The organism is Pseudactinotalea sp. HY160 (assembly GCF_009372055.1).
Classification (GTDB): domain Bacteria; phylum Actinomycetota; class Actinomycetes; order Actinomycetales; family Beutenbergiaceae; genus HY158.
Genome location: NZ_WHMT01000030.1, coordinates 1 through 21,253, shown reverse-complemented (window position 1 = coordinate 21,253; position 21,253 = coordinate 1). Strand labels below are relative to the sequence as shown.

Here is a 21,253-nt window from a genome sequence, read left to right as displayed (position 1 = left end):
GCCCGCTGCCGCATCACCCTCATCACCACCACCGACCCCGAGATCGGAGCCGAAACCATGCCCGCCCTGACCGCCTGAACCCCTACGAAGGATCACCCACCGCTACACCACTCCAAGGGACTTGACCCTGGCGGCTCAGCGCGGCCACTATGTCCACCACGGGGCCGATTCCGGCCACTCGACCCTAGACGTGCCCGGACCACACGCTCAGTCCGGCAAGTGATCGGTGCAGATCACGCCAACCTGGGCCCGGCAGCCCCGGCAGGGACTGAAAGTCGTCAACTCGTTGCCGCCTCGCCGCGCACTCGATTCGGTTCGAGCGCCACGAGACAGTCTCACCCGATGACGTTGCGTCTGCGCATCCACTTCGGGGAGGTGAAGACCTCGAGGGGCTCGTGACTCGCGCCATCCCGCAGTTCACGGACTCGCCCGTCCTGTCGGCGGGCGTTCCCAACGCCCGGTGTGGCACCGGCAGTGACGACGCGACGACAACCAGTGCGAGGGAGGAGCACCCATGGATCTCGGGCGCATCCGTGAGGCGGATTGACTCATCTGCCGCACGAGCAACGAGGCCCGACACTGCCGATGGTAACCGCGCCGGCTCCGCGGCCCGCGTTACCGGGGTGACACGTGGACGTGGCTGTACTGGGGTGCTCGTCCTCGACTCGAGCACCCATGCGAAACCCCGGCTTGATCGACGTCGAGGCACTGCACTCCATTTTTCCTGCGATCCAGCCATCCTGGAAATTTGTGAAGCGCGGCCGACCAGCCGGCTCGCGCACCCGCGGGTCGCTGGTGAGATGTCGGAGAGCCGAAGAGCCCAAGCCGGCTGACGGTTGAGGGCTGGGAGCTGGGGCAGAGGGCCGGGAACTGGAGGGCTGATGGCCGGGAACTGGAGGACTGAGGGCCGGGGGCTGAGGCCGAGGGCCGGGAACTGGAGGGCTGAGGGCCGGGAACTGGAGGGCTGAGGGCCGGGGGCTCAGGGTCGAGGGCCGGGAACTGGAGGACTGAGGGTTGAGGGCCGAGAACCGAGAACTGAGGGCTGGGAACTGGAGGACTGAGGGCCGAGAGCCGAGGGCTGGGAACAGGGGGCTGGGGGCTGGGGGGTTCAGGGCACGGGGGCTCGGGGCTCGGGGCTCGGGGCTCGTGGCTCGTGGCTCGTGGCTCTCATGTCGGTGACGGTACGAGTGCCGTGTTTCACGCGAATCGGAAGGCCCCAGCTACACTCGGCGCCACTTGCGGCACGATGGCTCCGGCCTTCAGATCCGACGGCGCCACTGGTGTCACACCGCAGGTCTCGCATGAGATGCCGCTGTGACACCCCAAAGAAATGAACCGTGACCTCAACTCAGCTGGATTCGGTGGTTGACCTCAACACGAATCTTGTGCGGCCGATTTGACCGGAGCCTCGTTTCACGTGAAACGTGGCCGGCCAGCCGTGACAACCACGGGCGGACTGAAGCCGGCCACACTCTCGATTCACGTGAAGCTGTATGCATCTCGTGCCCCTTCTCAACCACTACCGTCGTCCGACTTGGACCCCTCGTTCCACGTGAAACCGTGGGCACAAACGGCCCGGCACTGTTGCGTCACCACGCCCCACCCGGCGCACGACCACACGGCGGCACGGGCTTACGGGCCACCGGGGCCAGGTTGGCGCCTTCGTCGATTCGCCCCCGTTCGCGGGGCCCATTACCTACTCGTCCTTCGGTCGCGCACGGGAACGCCCGCGACACGGTCACCAAGCTTCGTTTCCTTGGAGGGCTCGCAGTAGGCCCTGACCACACGCGCCCCATGGATCTGTGACCTCACCTCGTCCCTGTTTCACGTGGAACGTCCACCAGTCGCCACGGACGAACGCCGTGAATCAAGGCTCCTCCGAATCAATGCCCCTACAGTTTCACGTGAAACACCGGGAGAAACGCGACGCCGACGAACTGGTGGTGCACGAGGACACGAGCCTGTCGTACGTCACGCAACGATGGCACCACGTGCTCCATACTCTGCGATCGTCCGTCCCATTGCGCCGTCACCACCCGACGGAACGTATCCGGGGCATCGAGCTACCCGAGTCCTTCGACGGTACGGGCCCTTGGGGTGCCTCCCGTGAGGGTCCGGCGTCGGAGTCGGGCATCGGGTCGAAGGTGTTCGGCATCCGGCCACAGGTCGTTCATCGGCGTTGGCCTCGTGACGCGGCCCACTCATTGTGGTGCGCTCTGTACGTTAGGAGACCGAGGTTGTCCTCGCGCCTGTGAGAATCGTGCTCCGTCCTGCGCCGGTCACGCACCGGTCGGAGTCCCACGTACCGACGCCCGCAGGTACGGAGCTGCCTCGCGGATTCAGACAATCCGGGCGAGAGCTACGCGGGCACTTCCCAGGAAGGGACTCCGTTTCACGTGAAACGCGGTCCGGCAGGGAGGCGCCAACCGAACGACGCCACGCACGACCGGCCAACCATTCCAGCACGTGTTGAGATGACCTCGGTCTACTCGCGCCCACATGTCATTGCTGCGGTGTGAGAGCAACGCCGTTCAGTGGGACGCCCAGGCATCCAGGCCGTGTGTGAACAGTGTGGCTGTGCATCCCCGCGACCGACCTGGGCGCGGGCCCGTAGCGCTCGTATCAACCGGACTGGCACCGTGCGCCCGTCGGGAGGTTGGGACCGCGGACCATGGGAATGAAGGGTCGCGACTCGCACATGATCGGACGTAGGCCACGCCGGCACCTCACCGCCCTACCGCTGCCGTCACGGTTTCACGTGGAACCAGGCACCTTGCCGACGGACATGCATGCAAACGGTACCGGCCCGCGGCGCCACGTGCGGACCACAGCGCGACATAGCTCGTCGAACCCTCAGGTGGAACTACATCGGCTATGGCGGATCGGTCACGATCCACGTGGAACACAACCATCGGTGCCCGACCATCGCACTCATCGGTGCCGCGTGTGGCCCACAGCGCGACACAGTACGTCGAATCATCAGCTGGACTGCATCGGCTCGGGCTGGTCGACCTCGTTTCACGTGGAACAGAGCCATCGATACCCGACCATCGCACTCATCGGCGCCGCTGGAACACCGCTCCGAGCCGTACTGGTCGTTCTGGCCGCTGAACCCGAGCCCTCAGGCGCTGATCTTCACAACCATGTGATCGCAACACCGCTATTCCACGCGGCGTTGATAGCTCGTTGGACCGCGACTACCGTCGTCGTATGGCCAGCCATCCGGTCGTGACGATCCGGTTCGCCAACGTCGAGGACGCGGAGGGGATCGCGCGTGTTCACATCGCCGCATGGCGCGCCGCGTACACGGGCATCATGTCCGACCAGCAACTGGCTGGACTCGACCACGAACTCCTCATGCGACGCTGGCACCACGACCTGGCCACCGGGTTCGCGGACGGGGCAGTGCTCGTGGCGCAGAGTCCCCAGGGAACGATCTGTGGCATCGCCTCCGGAGGCTCACCCCGCGACGAGGTCGAGCCGGGAACCCTCGAACTGTGGATGCTCAACTGCCATCCCTCGAGCTGGGGACGCGGGGTCGGCACTATGCTCCTCGCCGAGCTCGAACGCCAGCTCACGGACCGCGGAGCGCTCGACGCCTACCTCTGGGTCGCCGCCCGCAACAGCCGAGCCCGCCACTTCTACGCCCGCGAGGGCTGGTGCGATACCGGCGCGACGCGGCTGGAGGAACGCTTCGACCCCGCCATCACCGAGGTTCGATACGCCAAGCGCATCGGGATCTCCTCATGAAACCAGCGAGCCCGGGCCCGGAAGGCCCCGGCTCGCGCGACCCCTTGCGCCTACGCGCCCAAGCGGACCGGCCGCACCGAACGGTCGCGCCTATCGGAGAGTCGAGACGACCCGGTCGAGAACCTCGATCGCGGCCACCAGTTCGGCCTCCTCCACCCGTCCGAGCACGCGGGCGAGGGCCTGCGCTTCGGTCGCAGCGGCCCGTTCGAGTAGGGACTCGCCCGCGTCCGTGATCCGGACGCGCCGGCGCCGGCGGTCACGCGGATCGGACGCCGACTCGAGGAGCCCACGTCCGATGAGGGAGCGGACCCCCACCGACACGGTTGAATGGTCCAACTCCAAGGCCGACGAGATCTCCACCAATCCCGTCGCCCCGGCGGCGACCGACCTGAGGATTCGGACCTGCCCCGACCCGGCGGTGCCCTCGAGCGTCGACTCCCACACCTGCGCGGCCACCCGCAGCACGTGGGAGAGGCGCGCGGCCACGGCGGCGTCCGTCGAATCAACGCGATTCATCGATCTATGGTGGGCCATGGAATTGCCCCATTCGCCCCCACGCGACGGTTCCGCGAAGCCGGTCGGGCCGGAATCTCCGTCCGAATACACAGTCCACTCCATCAACGGGTCAAGCTATAGCAAACTCGATACTGTCCTGCGGACGCCCACTCCACCCGGGGCGCGGCCGGCTCCTGAGGGCGCCCACTCCTATCGGCGAACCTCGACCACCCGCGTGACGTCCGCGTCGTCGAAGAGATCGACGTCGTGGACCACGACCTCCCGTGCGCGGAACTTCTTCAGAACGTACGTTGCCTCGTCCACCTCGTCCCGTGCCCGCTCTCCCTTGAGCGCGAGCAGCGACCCTCCCGGGGCGACCAAGGGCATCGTGAACCGGAGCAGCTTTCCGAGCCCGGCCACCGCCCGAGCGGTCACCGCCTCGCACCGCAGCCGCCCGTGCACCTCCTCCGCCCGTGCCCGGTGCAGCGTCACGTTGTCGAGACCGAGTTCCTCGGTCACCTCGATCAGCCATTCCACCCGCCGTTCCATCGGCTCGATGAGATGCATCTCGAGATCCGGGCGCAGCAGCGCGAGCACCACCCCCGGCAAGCCCGCACCCGAGCCCACGTCCGCGACCGCGCCGCTCGCCGGCAGGAACTGCGCGACCGCGGCGGAGTTCATCAGATGACGACGCCAGAGACGTGGGAGTTCGCGCGGGCCGATGAGTCCGCGCAGTTCCCCCTCGGCCGCGAGCATCTCACCGAAGTGCTCGACGCCACCGAAGGCGACCCCGAGGATCTCCCGAGACCGGGCCTCGTCGTCACCGATGAGATCGGACATCAGTTCGGCCGGATGATCACATAACGCTTCGGCTCGGCTCCATCCGACTCCGAATGGAGGCCGGCCTCGGTCACCGCATCGTGCACGACCTTGCGCTCGAACGAGTTCATCGGCTCGAGCTGGACCTCCGCGCCGGATGCCTGCGCCCGGCCGATCGCGTCCTCCGCGAGGGCGGTGAGCTGATCCCGACGAACCTTCCGGTGGCCGGCGACGTCGAGCATGAGCCGGGACCGCTCACCGGTCTTCGCCTGGACGGCGAGCCGGGTCAGCTCCTGGAGGGCGTCGAGCACCTCGCCGTCGTCGCCGACGAGCCTACGGAGCCAGTGCTCACTGCCGGCTTCGGTCACGATGGCGACCGATGCGCGGCCCTGGTCGACGTCGATGTCGATGTCGCCGTCGAGATCGGCGATATCGAGGAGTTCCTCGAGATAGTCGGCGGCGACGTCGCCCTCCTTCTCGAGGCGGGCGCGCAAGTCGTCGGTGGTGGTGTTCTGGCTAGTCATCATGACCCCTTCGGATCGTGGTGCTGAGAGGGAGGACCCGCAACTGCTGCGGTGCCTACTTCTTCTTCGGTGGCTTCTTGCCGGAGGCGGCCGAACTCTTCCGCGCCGCGGCCTGCGTGGATCCGGGCTTCTTCGCCGGCGGGGCGGCATCCTCGAGCGGACCGGCCGAGGCATCCGACTCCGCTGCGGGGCTCGACTTCTCCGGTTCGGCGGGCGCGACCGGCTGTGCGGTCTCCCCGGGACTCTTCTTCGCCCGATCCTTGCGCTTGGGTTGCTGCCGCTGCCCGCTCACGCGTTGCTCGGGTGCCTCCTCGATCACAAGGGTGCCGGCGTCGTCCTCGAGCACCGGCTGACCGCGCCGCGCGCGACGGCGTGCACGGCGCTCCTCGAGCGCGATCGCGGCGGGCGACCCAGGCGTGGGTGAGTTGTGGATGACCCAGAACTGCTGACCCATCGACCACAGGTTCGACGTGGTCCAGTAGAGGAGCACACCGATGGGGAACGACACACCCGACACCGCGAACACGAGCGGGAGCACGTACATGAGCATCTTCTGCTGACGCGCCATGGGGTTGTCGAGCGCCGAGGCCGGCATGTTCTTCTGCGTCAGGTGCTTCTGCTGGAAGAGCATCGTGGCGCACATGAGCACGACGAGCACCGCCGTGACGATCTTCACCTCGATGTTCTCGGAACCGAGGAAGGTCGAGGACAGCGACGCCCCGAAGATCTCGGATGATTCGGCCATCTTCGCGGTGGCCTGATCGAGCGGCCCGATCGGATCTGCGCCGGAATTCGGGTCCGAGATCGGCCCCAGGGCGTTGAGGACCCGGAACAGTGAGAAGAAGATCGGCATCTGCGCGATGAGCGGCAGGCACGAGGCGAACGGGGAGGTGCCGTTCTCCTTGTAGATCGCCATCATCTCCTGCTGCATGGCCTGCCGGGACGCCGGATCGGTCTTGCCCTTGTACTTCTTCTGCAGCTTCTGGATCTCCGGCTGCACCACCTGCATCATCCGCTGCGCCTTGATCTGGCGAACGAAAAGCGGGATGAGGATGATCCGGATCACGACCACGAGGGCGACGATCGACAGGAGCCAGCTCCAGCCACCGGACGGGTCCATCCCGATGAAGGTGAACAGGTTGTGTGCGGCCACCATGATGTGCGCCACGACCCACTTGATCGGGAACAGGATGGTGTCGAAAAATCCCATGGACTGACGGATCTCCTAGTAGCCGGCGTGCGGCGGGGCGCACCGGTGGTGACGGGTGGAACGAGTGAGACGGCCGGGTGAAACACGGCGGGCGGGCCAGCGCTCGGGGACGGGGTCGACCCCGCCTGCGGACCAGGGATTACAGCGCAGGATCCGCCAGCCCGCGGCGAGGAATCCCTTGATGGGACCGTGCATCCGCAGGGCCGTGACCGCGTAGGCCGAGCACGACGGGTAGTACCGGCAGGTCGGGGCGAACCACGGCGAGACAACGGCCTGATACATCCGGATGAGACTGACGAGGAGCCAACTCGATCCGCGGGAGACCATCGCGACCGCCCGACGCGTCATCGCCGGCCACCCGCCTTCGCCTCGGCACGCGCGAGACAGCGGCCGAGGTCGCTGTCCAGGTCGGCGAAGCTCGCATCGGCGGCGCCCGCAAGCGCACGGACGACGACGCTGCGGCCCGCGTAGCGCTCGACTCGCGTAGCCATGAGGGCGCGCAGACGACGCTTGACGAGATTGCGTCGTACGGCGTTGCCGACGGACTTCGATACGACAAAACCCACCCGCGCCGCATCGGCGTGGGTGGATCGAGTCAGGATGTGTGCCACGACATGGCGGCCACCGGCGCGGGTTCCACGGCGGACGGTCTCGGAGAACTCGTCACCGCCGCGCATCCGGTACCGCGCAGGCAGCACGTGCCTAGGCTGAGACCGAGGCGCGGCCCTTGCGGCGGCGTGCGGACAGGATCGCCCGGCCGGCTCGGGTGCGCATACGCAGACGGAAGCCGTGCGTTCTCGCACGACGCCGGTTACTCGGCTGAAAAGTCCGCTTACTCACGGCAGTACTCCATTAACAGGTCGGTATCGCACACACGGGCGTCGCGTGTGGGCCAGCGCTGCGCACGCGGGGCTACCGCACGCCTGGCAGCATGACCTGCTCAAGCTACGCGAGTGCGTCGGCGGGGTCAAACCTCGTGACCATCCTCACCTCGAGCGGCGCGGGGTTCCGGATCCCACCCACCCTATGGACAGGGGCGGACACGTCCAACCCTCGGGGAGTGCGGCACGTCGGCGCGGGCCGAAACGAGCCCGTGCGGTCGCGGCGACGCGACCGTGGCCGGCATCTCAACTCCCGTCTACATCGCGTCTCGGTCTCCGATGCACAGCCTGTGGATAGACCGTACGATGGACACTTCGCCCACTCGGATCCCGACGCTCACGCCGTCCGGACGGCCGCGTGAAAACTACATCCGTGTCATACCCACAGCTGTGGATAAGGTTGTGGATCCAGTCGTCGTACACCCAGGGAGGGCTCTTGTCCGAAGCGCCGTTGGACACCGAAGCCGTCGCCGTCGGGTGGAACCGTGCGGTCGAGATCCTCGCCAATCGCGGCGAACTCTCGGGAGCACAGATGGGTTTCGTGCGCCTGACGAAGCCCCTGGGCGTCATCGACAACACGGTGCTCCTGGCCGTCGCGAGCGACTTCGCCAAGGATTTCATCGAGACCCGTGCGCGGGAATCGATCATCTCCGCCCTGACGACCTCCCTGTCCCGTCCGGTCCGTGTGGCCGTGACGGTCGATCCGAGCCTCGAGGACTCCCCCGCCGCACCGCCGGCGCCGCCGGTCCCCGCGAGCCCCGTATTTCCGGAGCATCTCGCACCGGTCTCCGACGACGAACCGGACCGGTGGTCCACGTCGACCACGACCGGCCCGCGTGACGGCCTCGTGGATCCGAACGCCCGGCTCAACGTCAACTACACGTTCGACACGTTCGTCATCGGTTCCTCCAACAGGTTCGCGCACGCCGCGGCGACCGCCGTCGCCGAGGCGCCGGCACGGGCATACAACCCCCTGTTCATCTACGGTCAGTCGGGCCTGGGCAAGACCCATCTGCTCCATGCGATCGGCCACTACGCCCAGCACCTGTATCCGGGAGTGCGGGTCCGGTACGTCAACTCGGAGGAGTTCACCAACGACTTCATCAACTCGATCCGGGACGACAAGGCCGAGGCGTTCCAGCGGCGCTACCGCGAGGTCGACGTGCTCCTCGTGGACGACATCCAGTTCCTGCAGGGCAAGGAACAGACGATGGAGGAGTTCTTCCACACGTTCAACACCCTCCACAACGACGCGAAGCAGGTCGTCATCACCTCGGATCTGCCGCCGAAACGGCTCGCGGGCTTCGAGGACCGGATGCGATCGCGATTCGAGTGGGGCCTGCTGACCGATGTCCAGCCGCCCGACCTCGAGACCCGGATCGCCATCCTGCGCAAGAAGGCCAGTTCGGAGGAGTTCCAGGCCCCGAGCGACGTGCTCGAGTACATCGCCTCGAAGATCTCGACGAACATCCGTGAGCTCGAGGGCGCCCTCATCCGGGTGACCGCCTTCGCCAACCTCAATCGTCAGGCGGTCGACACGTCTCTGGCCGAGCTCGTGCTCAAGGACCTCATCAGCGACGACGACACCCCCGAGATCACCCCGTCGGTGATCATGGCTCAGACCGCGGCCTACTTCTCCGTCTCGATCGAGGCGCTGTGCAGTGCCGACCGTTCCCGAGTCCTCGTCAACGCCCGCCAGATCGCCATGTACCTGTGCCGGGAACTGACCGAACTGTCGCTGCCGAAGATCGGTCAGGTCTTCGGCAACCGCGACCACACGACCGTGATGCACGCTTACCGCAAGATCACCCAGCTCATGGCGGAGCGACGAGCCACGTACAACCAGGTCACCGAGCTGACCAACCGCATCAAGCAACAGAACCGGGCCTGATCGGGCTCGATGAGCGGACCGGGCCCGAGGAGCGGCACCAGGACGCCGCCGAGGGAACGTCTGGCCCAGATCCCCGCCATACACAGCTGTGGACAACTCTGTGGACAACCGTGGAGGAAGCATCCAGACCGGTGGATAACTCCCTGTGAATCCGTGGACAGAGAACCCCGCCGTTGAGATATCCACAGACCGCCTCGACTGACACACAGGCCGGTCCGTCGTCGATCCACACCCCGGTCTACCCTCTGACCTGCATGGACGTCGGTTATCCACATGATCCACACCCCCTATGACGATGACGAGACCTATGGGGCTCCCGAAGATGTGGACAGCCAACAATCACCATGCTGCGCCCGCCTCCGCCCCGCGGGACCGACCTCGCATGCACTCACCACGCTCCTCGACGCGACCGGTAGAGTTGGGCTGCTGGGAGATCCCAGGAATGCTCGACCCAGCCAGGAAGAAGGAGATTCCAGCACCGTGAAGTTTCGAGTTGAGCGAGACGTCCTCGCCGAAGCCGTGACGTGGACAGCTCGCACCTTGCCGGTGCGTCCACCCGTTCCCGTGCTGTCCGGAGTGCGAATCACAGCCGTCGCCGACGGCACCCTGACCCTGTCGACCTTCGACTACGACGTCTCGGCCCGGTCCCAGGTGGCCGCCGACGTGGAGGAGCCGGGAGAGGTCCTGGTCTCCGGACGACTCCTGGCCGACATCTCCAGGGCCCTGCCGGCCCGCCCCATCGAGATGACCATCGAGGGCACCAAGGTCCAGGTCACGTGCGGATCCTCGCGCTTCACGCTCGCGACGATGCCGGTCGACGAGTATCCGACGCTCCCGGACATGCCGGCGCATGCCGGTTCGATCCCCGTCGACGCGTTCTCCCGCGCGGTCGCCCAGGTGTCGATCGCGGCGGGCAGGGACGAGACCCTTCCCCTGCTCACGGGCGTCAAGCTCGAGATCCGTGGTGACAAGCTCACGTTCATGGCGACCGACCGCTACCGGCTCGCCCTGCGGGAGATCTCGTGGGCGCCGGTCAATCCGCAGATCGAGCGGGAGGCGCTCGTGCGGGCGCGGACCCTCACCGACGTCGCCAAGTCGCTCACCTCCGCCGGCAACGTGGAACTGTCCCTCTCCGAGGGGTCGGACATCATCGGGTTCGAGGCGGGTGGGCGCCACAGCACCTCGGTGCTCGTGGACGGCGACTACCCCCCGGTGCGCCGACTCTTCCCCGATCAGACCTCGATCCACACCGTGACGAACACGGCCGCGCTCATCGAGGCCGCCAAGCGCGTCGCCCTCGTGGCCGAACGCAATACTCCGATCCGGCTGACGTTCAGCGAGGGGCAGGTCGTGCTCGAAGCCGGTCAGGGAGACGACGCCCAGGCCTCCGAGGCGCTCGAGTCCACCCTCGTGGGCGAGGAGATCAGCACGGCCTTCAACCCGACGTACCTGCTCGAGGGCCTGGCCGCGCTGGGAACGGACTTCGTTCGGCTCTCGTTCACGCAGGCGTCCAAGCCCGTGGTCATGACCGGCCAGGACAGCCTCGACTCGGAGGATCACTTCGACGAGTTCCGCTACCTGCTCATGCCCATTCGCTTCGCGAGCTGACGCCGGGCCCCGCGACCGCACCGGCCACGGAGCCGCCACCCCATCCCCGCTCTAGGAGGGCTCTCATGCACATCGGACTCATCGGCCTCGGTCGAATGGGGGGCAACATGCGTGCCCGCCTCCGAGCCGCGGGAATCGAGGTGACCGGTTACGACCCCAACCCCGAGGCCTCCGACGTCGCCGATCTGGACGCCCTGGTGGCCGCGCTGCCCTCGACGAAGATCGTGTGGGTCATGGTTCCGGCCGGCGAGGTGACCGAATCGGTCATCACCGGCCTCGCCGGGCACCTGCGGGCCGGCGACCTCGTCATCGACGGCGGGAACACCCGGTATCACGACGATCTCCGACGCGCGAGGGAACTCGGCGCGCGCGGAATCCGCTACGTCGACGCCGGCGTCTCGGGCGGAATCTGGGGTAAGGACGTCGGCTATGGGCTCATGGTCGGAGGCGAGGACGAGGCGATCACCGAGCTCATGCCCGTCTTCGACGCACTGCGCCCCGACGGGCCGCGCGAGGAGGGCTTCGTGCACGCCGGCCCGGTCGGCGCCGGGCACTACGCCAAGATGATCCACAACGGCGTCGAGTACGGCATCATGCAGGCCTACGCCGAGGGCTACGAGATCCTCGCCGCCCGCCCGGATCTCGTACCCGACGTGAGCAAGGTCTTCCAGGCGTGGCAGCGGGGAACGGTCGTGCGGTCGTGGCTGCTCGAGCTGCTCATCAAGGCGCTCAACTCCGATCCCCGCCTCCACGAGATCCAGGGTTATGTGGCCGACTCCGGGGAGGGGCGCTGGACCGTCAAGGAGGCCGTGGACCTCGCGGTTCCCGCGCCGGTCATCAGCGCCGCGCTCTTCGCGCGCTTCGACTCCCGACAGGAGGACTCCCCGGCGATGAAGGCGGTGGCGGCACTCCGCCAACAGTTCGGCGGCCATGCCGTGCGGGCGGCCGAGGAGCAGTGATCGTCCCCGGTCCGAGCGTGGCTGCGGTCTGAATGTATGTCTCCGACCTCGCGCTGACCGACTTCCGCTCCTATCCGCACGTCGTGCTCGCCTTCGAGCCCGGGGTGACGGCGCTCGTGGGACCGAACGGGCAGGGGAAGACGAACCTCGTCGAGTCCCTCGGCTACCTCGCCACCTTCAGCTCCCACCGGGTGGCGGGCGATGCCGCCCTCGTGCGCGCGGGCACTCCGCGGGCGATCGTCCAGGCCAAGGTCGTGCGGGCGGGCCGGCCGACCACGCTCGAGGTCGAGATCGTCGCGGGTCGCGCGAATCGGGCCCGCCTCAACCGGGCACCCGTCACCCGCACCCGGGAGCTGCTCGGGCATCTGCGGACGGTGCTCTTCGCACCCGAGGACCTCGCCCTCGTCAAGGGCGACCCGGACGGCCGGCGCCGCTTCGTCGACGAGCTGCTCGTGCTCCTGAGTCCGCGGCTCGCATCCGTGCGAACCGACTACGAACGCGTGATCAAGCAACGCAACGCCCTGCTCAAGTCGGCCGGCGCGGCGCGCCGGGGCGGCCGGGGCGCCGACCTGAGCACGCTCGACATCTGGGACGCCAAGGCGGCCGCCGCGGGGGCGGAGCTGCTCGCCGCGCGCGTGCGGCTCCTCGCGGAGCTGCGGCCCCACGTCGCGACAGCCTACGAACAGGTCTCCGGCGGTCAGGGGTCGGCCGAGCTTCGCTACCGCACGAGCCTCGAGGCCGATGCGCGCCGGCCGGTCGGCGGCTCGGTCGCCGGCCCGGTCGACGGCACGGCCGGCTCTCGGGACGTCCTCGCCGCGACGGCCGAGGAGGCCGAGCTCGCAGACGCCGCCCTCGTCGAGGCCCGGCTGCTCGAGTCGATGGCGCGGCTGCGCGGCAAGGAGCTGGACCGGGGCGTCAGCCTCGTGGGCCCACACCGCGACGACCTCGACCTCGTCCTCGGCGGGCTGCCGGCCAAGGGGTACGCCAGTCACGGGGAGTCGTGGTCGTTCGCGCTGGCGTTGCGGCTCGCGTCCTACGAATTGCTTCGCCACGACGACTGGACCGAGGACGGCGAGCCCGTGCTCATCCTCGACGACGTGTTCGCGGAGCTCGACGCCCGCCGCCGGGCCCGGCTCGCGGAACTCGTGGCGTCGGCCCAGCAGGTGATCATCACGGCCGCCGTGGCCACGGACGTTCCCGTGGAGTTGAGCGGCGGCCGCATCGACGTGATGGAATCGGTGGCCACGCGTGTCCGCTGAGCCGCCCCCCGACCGGTCCGCCGATCCCGACCGCGGCACAGGGCAGTGGCGACCCGAGCGACCCGAGCGACCGGAGCTTCCCGACGACCCGTCGGAGGAGGCCGATCCGCTCCAGGCGGCGCGCACCGCGCTCGCCCGGGCACGCGCGGCCGCGCGGGACCGCGGTGCCACGCCGGGTGCCCCGAGCCTGCGACGCCGCGGCGGCTACAGGGGCACGGTGGGCCATCATCCCGACGTGGTTCCGGGGGCGGGCCGGGACCCCGAGTCGGTCGGCGACTCCATGGACCGGCTCTCCGCGCAGCTCGGCTGGCGGAGGCCGTTGTCGATCGCGGGGGTCATCGGGCGCTGGCGGGAGATCGTGGGCGATCAGGTGGCGGACCACTGCACGCCCGAGACGTTCATCGAGGGCAAGCTCGTCGTCCGCGCGGATTCGACCGCCTGGACGACCCAACTGCGCCTCCTGCTGCCGCAACTCGAGCGGCGCCTCGCCGAGGAGATCGGCGAGGGCGTGGTCACCGGGATCCAGGTGCTCGGACCCGGCGGACCGAGCTGGCGCCGGGGCCCCCGGTCGGTCCCCGGGCGCGGCCCGCGGGACACGTACGGCTGAGGCGAGCGGGCGTCGTCCACGAGCCGATCGCGCCGGCTCCGGGCAGGCTGTGGACAGCCCGGCGGAAGGGGCGGATCACATGCCGAAATCCTGTGGAACGGCACGGAATCCGGGTCATCCACGGTAGACTGAGGTGTTCTGTCCCCGGGCGTTTGTGCCCCTGGCCGCATTCGGTGTGCGCACGACGCGACCGGCGGGCAGGAAGTTCACGCTGGGGCCCTGCACATGTGTACCCGCTCGCGGGTGGGCGCCCGAGCGCCCGACATGCACGAGAGTACAAGGAGCGCCAAGTAGACGTGGCTGAATCGACCCTCTCATCATCGACGAACAACCATGAGGATCCGAGCTACGGGGCCGGGAGCATCACCGTCCTGGAGGGCCTCGAGGCCGTGCGCAAGCGGCCCGGCATGTACATCGGCTCGACGGGCGAGCGCGGCCTGCACCACCTCGTGTACGAGGTCGTCGACAACTCGGTCGACGAGGCCCTCGCCGGACACTGCGACCGGATCGACATCGTGCTCCAGGCGGACGGGGGACTTCGGGTCGTGGACAACGGCCGCGGCATCCCGGTCGACATCCACCCGACCGAGGGCCGGCCGACCCTCGAGGTCGTCATGACGATCCTGCACGCCGGCGGCAAGTTCGGCGGCGGTGGCTACGCGGTCTCCGGGGGGCTGCACGGGGTGGGCATCTCCGTGGTCAACGCGCTCTCCTCCCGCCTCGTCTCCGAGGTGAGCCGGCAGGGCTACACGTGGCGGCTGGAGTTCGCGAACGGTGGTCACCCCGTCGGCGAACTCGAGCGCGTCGAGGCCACCGAGGCGACCGGCACGACCCAGACCTTCTACCCGGACCCGGAGATCTTCGAGACCACCGAGTTCGACTTCGAGACGCTGCGGGCCCGGCTGCAGCAGATGGCCTTCCTCAACAAGGGCCTGACCATCTCGCTCACGGACGAGCGCCAGAGCGAGGAGGTCGACGAGGTCGCCGGCGACGAGGCGGCCGCGAACGAGCCACGCTCGGTCGTCTACCGCTACGATCGCGGCCTCCTCGACTACGTCGACCACCTCGTGCGGGTGCGCAAGCTCGATCCGGTGCACGCCCAGATCATCGACTTCGAGGCCGAGGACACCGGGCAGACGATCTCGATCGAGATCGCGATGCAGTGGACGAGTTCCTACAGCGAGGGGGTGCACACCTACGCCAACACGATCAACACGACCGAGGGCGGCACCCACGAGGAGGGCTTCAGGTCCGCGCTCACCACGCTCGTCAACCGCTACGCCCGGGAGAAGGGGCTGCTCAAGGAGAAGGAGGAGAACCTCACGGGTGAGGACATCCGCGAGGGTCTCATCGCCGTCATCTCGATCAAGCTCGGCGAACCCCAGTTCGAGGGGCAGACGAAGACCAAGCTCGGCAACACCGAGGCCCGCACCTTCACGCAGAAGGTGCTCTACGACCAGCTCGGCGACTGGCTGGAGAAGAACCCGAACGACGCCCGCGACGTGATCCGCAAGGCCAGCCAGGCGGCGCAGGCCCGGATGGCGGCCCGCAAGGCCCGGGAGGCGACCCGCCGCAAGGGCCTACTCGAGGGGGGCGGCATGCCCGGCAAGCTGCGGGACTGCTCGAGCCGCGACGCCTCGATCAGCGAGGTCTTCATCGTCGAGGGAGACTCGGCCGGCGGCTCCGCCGTCCAGGGCCGCAACCCCGAGACGCAGGCGATCCTGCCGATCCGGGGAAAGATCCTCAACGTGGAGAAGGCCCGGCTCGACCGCGCCCTCGGAAACGCCGAGGTGCAGGCGCTCATCACCGCATTCGGCACCGGGATCGGCGACGAGTTCGACATCTCGAAGCTGCGGTACCACAAGATCATCCTCATGGCCGATGCGGACGTCGACGGCCAGCACATCGCCACGCTGCTGCTCACGCTCCTGTTCCGGTACATGCCGGAGCTGCTCACCGCCGGCCACGTGTATCTGGCCACCCCGCCGCTGTACCGGCTCAAGTGGACGAACGCCCCGCACGAGTTCGTCTACTCGGACAAGGAGCGCGACGCCCACGTCGAGGCCGGACTCGCGAAGAACCGGCGGCTGCCGAAGGACGGCGGCATCCAGCGTTACAAGGGTCTGGGCGAGATGGACTACCGGGAGCTGTGGGAGACGACGATGGACCCGTCCTCCCGCACCCTCAAGCAGGTCACCCTCGACGATGCCGCCGCGGCCGACGAGACGTTCACCATCCTCATGGGCGAGGACGTCGAATCCCGCCGGGCGTTCATCCAGCGCAACGCCCGCGATGTGCGCTTCCTCGACATCTGACCCGCTGCTCGAACGACGTAAGGATCTAATTCGTGAGCGACACCCCCACCTCGGTTCCTGAGTCCACCGGCCGGATCGAACAGGTCGACCTCCAGCTCGAGATGCAGCGGTCCTATCTCGACTACGCCATGAGCGTCATCGTCGGGCGCGCCCTGCCGGAGATCCGCGACGGTCTCAAGCCCGTGCACCGGCGCGTGCTCTATGCGATGTACGACGGCGGCTACCGCCCCGACTCCTCGTTCTCGAAGTGCTCGCGCGTCGTGGGCGACGTCATGGGGCAGTTCCACCCGCACGGCGACAGCGCGATCTACGACGCGCTCGTGCGGCTCGTGCAGCCGTGGTCGCTGCGCTACCCGCTCGTGGCCGGCCAGGGCAACTTCGGCTCCCCCGGCAACGACCCGGCGGCCGCGCCCCGGTACACCGAGTGCAAGATGGCCCCACTCGCGATGGAGATGCTGCGGGACATCGACAAGGACACGGTCGACTTCGGCGACAACTACGACGGCCGCACGCAGGAACCGCTCGTGCTGCCCAGCCGGTTCCCGAACCTGCTCGTCAACGGCTCGGCGGGCATCGCCGTCGGAATGGCCACGAACATCCCCCCGCACAACCTGCGGGAGGTGGCCGACGCGGTGCATTGGTTCCTCGATCACCCGGACGCCACCCCGGAGGAGCTCCTCGCGGCCTCGATGCAGCGCATCAAGGGGCCCGACTTCCCGACCGGCGCGCAGATCCTCGGCATCCGAGGGATCGAGGATGCGTATCGCACCGGCCGCGGGTCGGTCACGATGCGCGCGGTGGTCGAGGTGGAGGAGATCCAGGGCCGGCAGTGCCTCGTGGTGACCGAGCTGCCCTATCAGGTCAATCCGGACAACCTCGCTGCCAAGATCGCCGAGCTCACCCGCGACGGCCGCCTGCAGGGCATCGCCGACATCCGCGACGAGACTTCGGGGCGCGCCGGCCAGCGCCTCGTCATCGTGCTCAAGCGCGACGCGATCGCCAAGGTCGTGCTCAACAACCTCTACAAGCACACCCAGCTGCAGGACACCTTCGGCGCGAACATGCTCGCGCTCGTGGACGGCGTCCCCCGCACCCTCTCCCTCAACGCCTTCATCCGGCACTGGACCGATCACCAGGTCGAGGTCATCGTGCGCCGCACGCAGTGGCTGCTGCGCCGCGCCGAGGACCGCATCCACATCCTCCGCGGGCTGATCAAGGCCCTCGACGCCCTCGACGCGGTCATTGCGCTCATCCGGGCGTCGGCCACGGTCGACGCGGCCCGCACCGGCCTCATGGACCTCCTCGAGATCGACGAGATCCAGGCCAACGCGATCCTCGAGATGCAGCTGCGCCGCCTCGCGGCGCTGGAGCGACAGAAGATCCTCAACGAGTTCGCCACCCTCGAGGCCGAGATCGCCGAATACCGGGAGATCCTCGCCTCGCCGGTGCGGCAGCGGGAGATCATCGCCACCGAGCTGACCGAGCTCGTCGACCGCTACGGCGACGAACGCCGCACGACGATCCTGCCCTTCGACGGTGAGATGAGCATCGAGGACCTCATCCCCGAGGAGGACGTCGTGGTGACGATCACCCGCGGCGGCTACGCGAAGCGCACCCGCACCGACAACTACCGTGCCCAGCATCGCGGCGGCAAGGGCGTGCGGGGGGCCCAGCTGCGGGGCGACGACGTGGTGGATCAGTTCTTCACCACGACGACGCATCACTGGCTGCTGTTCTTCACCAACCTCGGGCGCGTCTACCGGGCCAAGGGGTACGAGCTGCCCGAGGGCGGCCGGGACGCCAAGGGTCAGCACGTGGCGAACCTGCTCGCGTTCCAGCCGGACGAGACGATCGCCCAGGTGCTCGCCATCCGCGACTACACCCAGGCCGAGTACCTCGTGCTTGCCACCAAGTCCGGGCTTGTGAAGAAGACCCGCCTGAGCGAGTACGACTCCTCCCGCACCGGCGGGGTCATCGCGATCAACCTGCGCGAGCAGGCGGACGGCACGCCGGACGAGGTGGTCGCCGCCCGGCTGGTCGACAGCGACGACGACCTCCTGCTCGTCTCCCGCGGCGGTCAGTCCATCCGGTTCACCGCCACCGACGACGCGTTGCGGCCGATGGGCCGGGCCACGAGCGGGGTCACCGGAATGAAGTTCCGGGGTGAGGACTCCCTGCTCAACATGACCGTGGTCGAGCCGGGCGCCGACCTCTTCGTGGTGACCGAGGGCGGCTTCGCCAAGCGCACGCGCGTGGAGGAGTACCGGCTGCAGGGCCGCGGCGGACTGGGCATCAAGGTGGCCAACCTCGTCCAGGCTCGCGGTGATCTCGTCGGCGCCCTCATCACCCATTCCGACGACGAGGTGCTCGTGATCATGTCGAAGGGCAAGATCGTGCGCTCCGCCGTGAACGAGGTCTCCCTCACGGGTCGCAACACCCAGGGGGTCACCTTCGCCCGGCCGGACAAGGGCGACCGGATCATCGCCGTGGCCCGCAACGACGAATCGGTCGAGGAGGAGATCGACGAGGTCCCGCCGCAGGAGGATGACGATTCCCTGGTCGATGGCGTAGCGTCTGGCGAGGACCAGGCCGACGACGCGGCCGAGGAAGGTGACGAATGAGCCAGAACCCCCAGCAGCCGCCGGTGACGCAACAGGCGCCGGCCGTGCCCCCGCAACGGACCTCGACGCGCACGAGCACGAGCGGCGAGCCCGCTCCCGCGGGGGTGAACGCAGACGCCCCGACGGCCGGCGTGCCCCGCACGTCCACGCCGCCGACCATCCGGCCCGCCGCCGGACCGGTGCCCCCGGCGGCGTCCCGAGCCGGCCAGACCTCGTTCGTCGAGCAGGGGCAACTGGGCCGGCCGGGGCAACGGAGCGGCGACTTCCACTCCACCCGACCGGCTACGGCGCCCACAGCCGCCCCCGCGGGGGGAGCTGCGTCGTCCTCGAGCGTTCCCGGGCCCAGGCGGGTGCGACTCACGCTCTCGCACATGGATCCGTGGTCCGTGATGAAGCTCGCGTTCCTGCTCTCGATCGCGATCGGGATCATGATCGTCGTGGCGGCGGCGCTCTCGTGGATGGTGCTCAACCAGATGGGCGTGTTCGCGAAGATCAACAACCTCGTGATCAATGATCTGCAGGCGACCTCCTTCGGACCGATCCTGGAGTACATGGAGTTCTCGCGGGTGCTGTCGGTCGCGACCGTCATCGCGGTCATCGACATCGTGCTGTTCACGGCGCTGGCGACCCTGGGGGCGTTCATCTACAACTTCGTCGCGGCGATGGTGGGTGGCCTGCATCTCACTTTGACCGATGACTAGGATCTGATTTGAGTATCCGGGCTCAGGCCTGCGATACTCTCTACCGGCCCCACGTGTGGGGCGGCGGGCCTATAGCTCAGACGGTTAGAGCGCTTCCCTGATAAGGAAGAGGTCGCTGGTTCGAGTCCAGCTAGGCCCACTGGATCGCGATCGGGAGGTCGAGACATGAAGAAGCTGCTGTTCCTGGCGGCCGTCGTGGCCGGCGGTGTCTTCGTCTGGCGCAAGGTCCAGGAGGAGAAGGCCCAGCGCGAGCTGTGGACCGAGGTCTCCGACCCCGTCTGAGGCACGCCCACACCCGGGGCGCGGCCGTCGGCCGCCCGCCCCTCCCCGGTCCTGTGCGGATCGCGGGGCCATGGCGCAATTGGTAGCGCACCTGCTTTGCAAGCAGGGGGTTGCGGGTTCGAGTCCCGCTGGCTCCACCCAGAGTGTCTTACAGGACACGCGACATCGGAAGATGTGGAGTGTTCCCGTTTGGCTTCCTTGCCTCCGACTGCCTCGTGAACGATGGTCGCGAAGTGTCCCGCGAGGCGTGGGCGTAGCTGGTCCTCCTCGGTGATCTCCAGGCGCGTGTAGAACGCTTGGTTCGCCAGCCTCCTGCTCCCGTCATCGGAGTGCGCGTAGGCGCGGTGAGCGTCGGTGAGGAGCCGCAGGCTGTCGTGGAGGAACGCTCGACCGCCGACGTGTTGCTCGTCGTGCTCGCGCAGACGGAGCTCGATGTCGGCGAGCCCGGCGCGGATTCGGTCTTGGTACCGTTTGAGAGTCGGCAGGTCGATGGCGTCAGCGAAGTGTGCGGCGAGCGGCAGCATCCAGGCGCGCCCGGTTCGAGGTGAGGTCGGTGAACTCCTGATCGCGTCCCGCTCCGCGCGCGTCGAATGCGGCGTCGACCTCGACGGCGAGGTGTGCTGGTAGTCATGCTCGCTGATCGACGCGTAGGAGTCCGCGAGTAGGCGTTCTGTGACCTGGCCGGGCACCGCGCGGCGGGTGCAACTGGTCTTCTTTGCGGCCCTGCCCGAGCAGACGAAGTAGGCGTAGGTCGTGCCTCTCGGGTTGGTGGCGAAGTCGAGCAGCATCCGCGACCCGCAACCGCCGCAGTGCAGGAGTCCTTTGAGGTGGTGCGCGTGTTGGACGTGCCTAGGGCGTGTCTCCTAATCGTGTTGCCCAGGTGAGGGCGGCATGGAGAACGGCTCCGGCGCGGTAGGTGATGGCGAGCTTGTCGTAGCGGGATGCGATCTCGCGCCACTGCTTGAGCAGTGCGAACGATCGCTCGACGACATTGCGGTCCTTGTAGGCGGCTCGTCGCCTCGAACCCCCGTTCCGCCAGCAACGGACACGTCGTCGCGACGAGCTTCTGCTTCGAGTCATACGCCGGCCGCCCCGGCCCACGCCGCATCTCCACCATCGCACCCACTCCTTGCTTTGTGGCCAAACTAAGAAACCATCAATTTCGTACAGTCCAGTTGGAGTGTTCCCGCTTTAGTAGACAGGCGAATTAGGCTGCCAATTCGTTGATGTTCCTATATCCTAGTTCATATTCTGTGGGTGTCAAGTATCCGAGAGTCGAGTGCCGACGGATGGTGTTGTAGTAGTTCGTGATCCAGTCGATGGTCGCTTTG

At 67.9% G+C, this 21,253-nt stretch carries 19 protein-coding genes, 2 tRNA genes and 2 pseudogenes; 13 read left to right on the top strand and 10 right to left on the bottom strand.

Annotated elements, in window-relative coordinates; translation table 11 throughout:
* Positions 1-3,210: 3,210 nt before the first annotated feature.
* Positions 3,211-3,750 (top strand): GNAT family N-acetyltransferase, encoded by a 540-nt coding sequence (locus GCG21_RS15760; RefSeq protein WP_152910623.1) that lies wholly within the window; start codon positions 3,211-3,213, stop codon positions 3,748-3,750.
* A 90-nt stretch (positions 3,751-3,840) separates the two neighbouring features.
* Here the strand turns inward: GCG21_RS15760 and GCG21_RS15755 are convergent, their stop codons facing one another.
* The 7 genes from GCG21_RS15755 to rpmH all read right to left on the bottom strand — a co-directional run bounded on the left by GCG21_RS15755 (position 3,841) and on the right by rpmH (position 7,638).
* Complete coding sequence (locus tag GCG21_RS15755; protein ID WP_194165142.1) at positions 3,841-4,266, bottom strand: MarR family winged helix-turn-helix transcriptional regulator; 426 nt, start codon at positions 4,264-4,266, stop codon at positions 3,841-3,843.
* Between the two features lie 189 nt (positions 4,267-4,455).
* The gene (rsmG, locus tag GCG21_RS15750) at positions 4,456-5,085 is read right to left on the bottom strand and encodes a 16S rRNA (guanine(527)-N(7))-methyltransferase RsmG (protein WP_152910621.1); all 630 of its coding nucleotides are present in this window, start codon (positions 5,083-5,085) and stop codon (positions 4,456-4,458) included.
* Complete coding sequence (locus tag GCG21_RS15745) at positions 5,085-5,591, bottom strand: R3H domain-containing nucleic acid-binding protein (RefSeq protein WP_152910620.1); 507 nt, start codon at positions 5,589-5,591, stop codon at positions 5,085-5,087. The genes rsmG and GCG21_RS15745 overlap by 1 nt, the downstream gene beginning before the upstream one ends.
* A gap of 52 nt (positions 5,592-5,643) precedes the next feature.
* Positions 5,644-6,798: a membrane protein insertase YidC gene (yidC, locus tag GCG21_RS15740; protein WP_152910619.1), complete on the bottom strand. Its 1,155-nt coding sequence runs from the start codon at positions 6,796-6,798 to the stop codon at positions 5,644-5,646.
* A gap of 15 nt (positions 6,799-6,813) precedes the next feature.
* Positions 6,814-7,146 (bottom strand): membrane protein insertion efficiency factor YidD, encoded by a 333-nt coding sequence (yidD, locus tag GCG21_RS15735; RefSeq protein WP_152910618.1) that lies wholly within the window; start codon positions 7,144-7,146, stop codon positions 6,814-6,816.
* Positions 7,143-7,496, bottom strand: coding sequence for a ribonuclease P protein component (gene rnpA / locus GCG21_RS15730; protein WP_153879088.1), 354 nt, complete (start codon positions 7,494-7,496; stop codon positions 7,143-7,145). Before rnpA ends, yidD begins: the two co-directional genes overlap by 4 nt.
* Positions 7,497-7,500: 4 nt before the next feature.
* Positions 7,501-7,638 carry a 50S ribosomal protein L34 gene (rpmH, locus tag GCG21_RS15725; RefSeq protein WP_153879089.1) on the bottom strand — a complete coding sequence of 46 codons (138 nt, stop codon included), beginning with the start codon at positions 7,636-7,638 and terminating at the stop codon, positions 7,501-7,503.
* 492 nt (positions 7,639-8,130) lie between these two features.
* Between rpmH and dnaA the strand changes: the two genes are divergently transcribed.
* From dnaA to GCG21_RS16895, 12 genes are all read left to right on the top strand, one after another.
* Positions 8,131-9,570 (top strand): chromosomal replication initiator protein DnaA, encoded by a 1,440-nt coding sequence (dnaA, locus tag GCG21_RS15720; protein WP_152910617.1) that lies wholly within the window; start codon positions 8,131-8,133, stop codon positions 9,568-9,570.
* A gap of 480 nt (positions 9,571-10,050) precedes the next feature.
* Positions 10,051-11,178: a DNA polymerase III subunit beta gene (gene dnaN / locus GCG21_RS15715; protein WP_153876941.1), complete on the top strand. Its 1,128-nt coding sequence runs from the start codon at positions 10,051-10,053 to the stop codon at positions 11,176-11,178.
* A 65-nt stretch (positions 11,179-11,243) separates the two neighbouring features.
* Positions 11,244-12,137, top strand: a complete 894-nt coding sequence (gnd, locus tag GCG21_RS15710) for a phosphogluconate dehydrogenase (NAD(+)-dependent, decarboxylating) (protein ID WP_152910615.1) — start codon at positions 11,244-11,246, stop codon at positions 12,135-12,137.
* A 32-nt stretch (positions 12,138-12,169) separates the two neighbouring features.
* Entirely contained in the window at positions 12,170-13,396 is a 1,227-nt protein-coding gene (gene recF, locus GCG21_RS15705) for a DNA replication/repair protein RecF (protein WP_152910614.1), read from the top strand.
* Positions 13,386-14,003, top strand: a complete 618-nt coding sequence (locus GCG21_RS15700) for a DUF721 domain-containing protein (RefSeq protein WP_370517569.1) — start codon at positions 13,386-13,388, stop codon at positions 14,001-14,003. The genes recF and GCG21_RS15700 overlap by 11 nt, the downstream gene beginning before the upstream one ends.
* 296 nt (positions 14,004-14,299) lie before the next feature.
* Positions 14,300-16,318, top strand: a complete 2,019-nt coding sequence (gene gyrB, locus GCG21_RS15695) for a DNA topoisomerase (ATP-hydrolyzing) subunit B (RefSeq protein WP_370517568.1) — start codon at positions 14,300-14,302, stop codon at positions 16,316-16,318.
* Between the two features lie 32 nt (positions 16,319-16,350).
* The gene (gyrA, locus tag GCG21_RS15690; RefSeq protein WP_153876946.1) at positions 16,351-18,939 is read left to right on the top strand and encodes a DNA gyrase subunit A; all 2,589 of its coding nucleotides are present in this window, start codon (positions 16,351-16,353) and stop codon (positions 18,937-18,939) included.
* Complete coding sequence (locus GCG21_RS16905; protein ID WP_227993998.1) at positions 18,936-19,640, top strand: DUF3566 domain-containing protein; 705 nt, start codon at positions 18,936-18,938, stop codon at positions 19,638-19,640. The genes gyrA and GCG21_RS16905 overlap by 4 nt, the downstream gene beginning before the upstream one ends.
* 65 nt (positions 19,641-19,705) lie before the next feature.
* Positions 19,706-19,779: transfer RNA gene (locus GCG21_RS15680), tRNA-Ile, on the top strand.
* A 26-nt stretch (positions 19,780-19,805) separates the two neighbouring features.
* Entirely contained in the window at positions 19,806-19,922 is a 117-nt protein-coding gene (locus GCG21_RS16900; RefSeq protein WP_227993997.1) for a DLW-39 family protein, read from the top strand.
* Between the two features lie 64 nt (positions 19,923-19,986).
* A tRNA-Ala gene (locus GCG21_RS15675) sits at positions 19,987-20,059 on the top strand.
* Between the two features lie 207 nt (positions 20,060-20,266).
* Positions 20,267-20,470, top strand: a complete 204-nt coding sequence (locus GCG21_RS16895) for a hypothetical protein (RefSeq protein WP_227993996.1) — start codon at positions 20,267-20,269, stop codon at positions 20,468-20,470.
* A 171-nt stretch (positions 20,471-20,641) separates the two neighbouring features.
* On the opposite strand, the pseudogene GCG21_RS17055 reads toward GCG21_RS16895, so the two are convergent.
* The 3 genes and pseudogenes from GCG21_RS17055 to GCG21_RS17410 all read right to left on the bottom strand — a co-directional run.
* Positions 20,642-20,710 (bottom strand): annotated as a pseudogene (locus GCG21_RS17055) (hypothetical protein); the annotation flags it as partial.
* Between the two features lie 61 nt (positions 20,711-20,771).
* A pseudogene (locus GCG21_RS15665) lies at positions 20,772-20,936 on the bottom strand (IS5/IS1182 family transposase); the annotation flags it as partial.
* Positions 20,937-21,129: 193 nt separating this feature from the next.
* Positions 21,130-21,253, bottom strand: a 124-nt coding sequence (locus tag GCG21_RS17410) for an IS3 family transposase (protein WP_370517430.1), incomplete at its 5' end; no start/stop codon positions are given.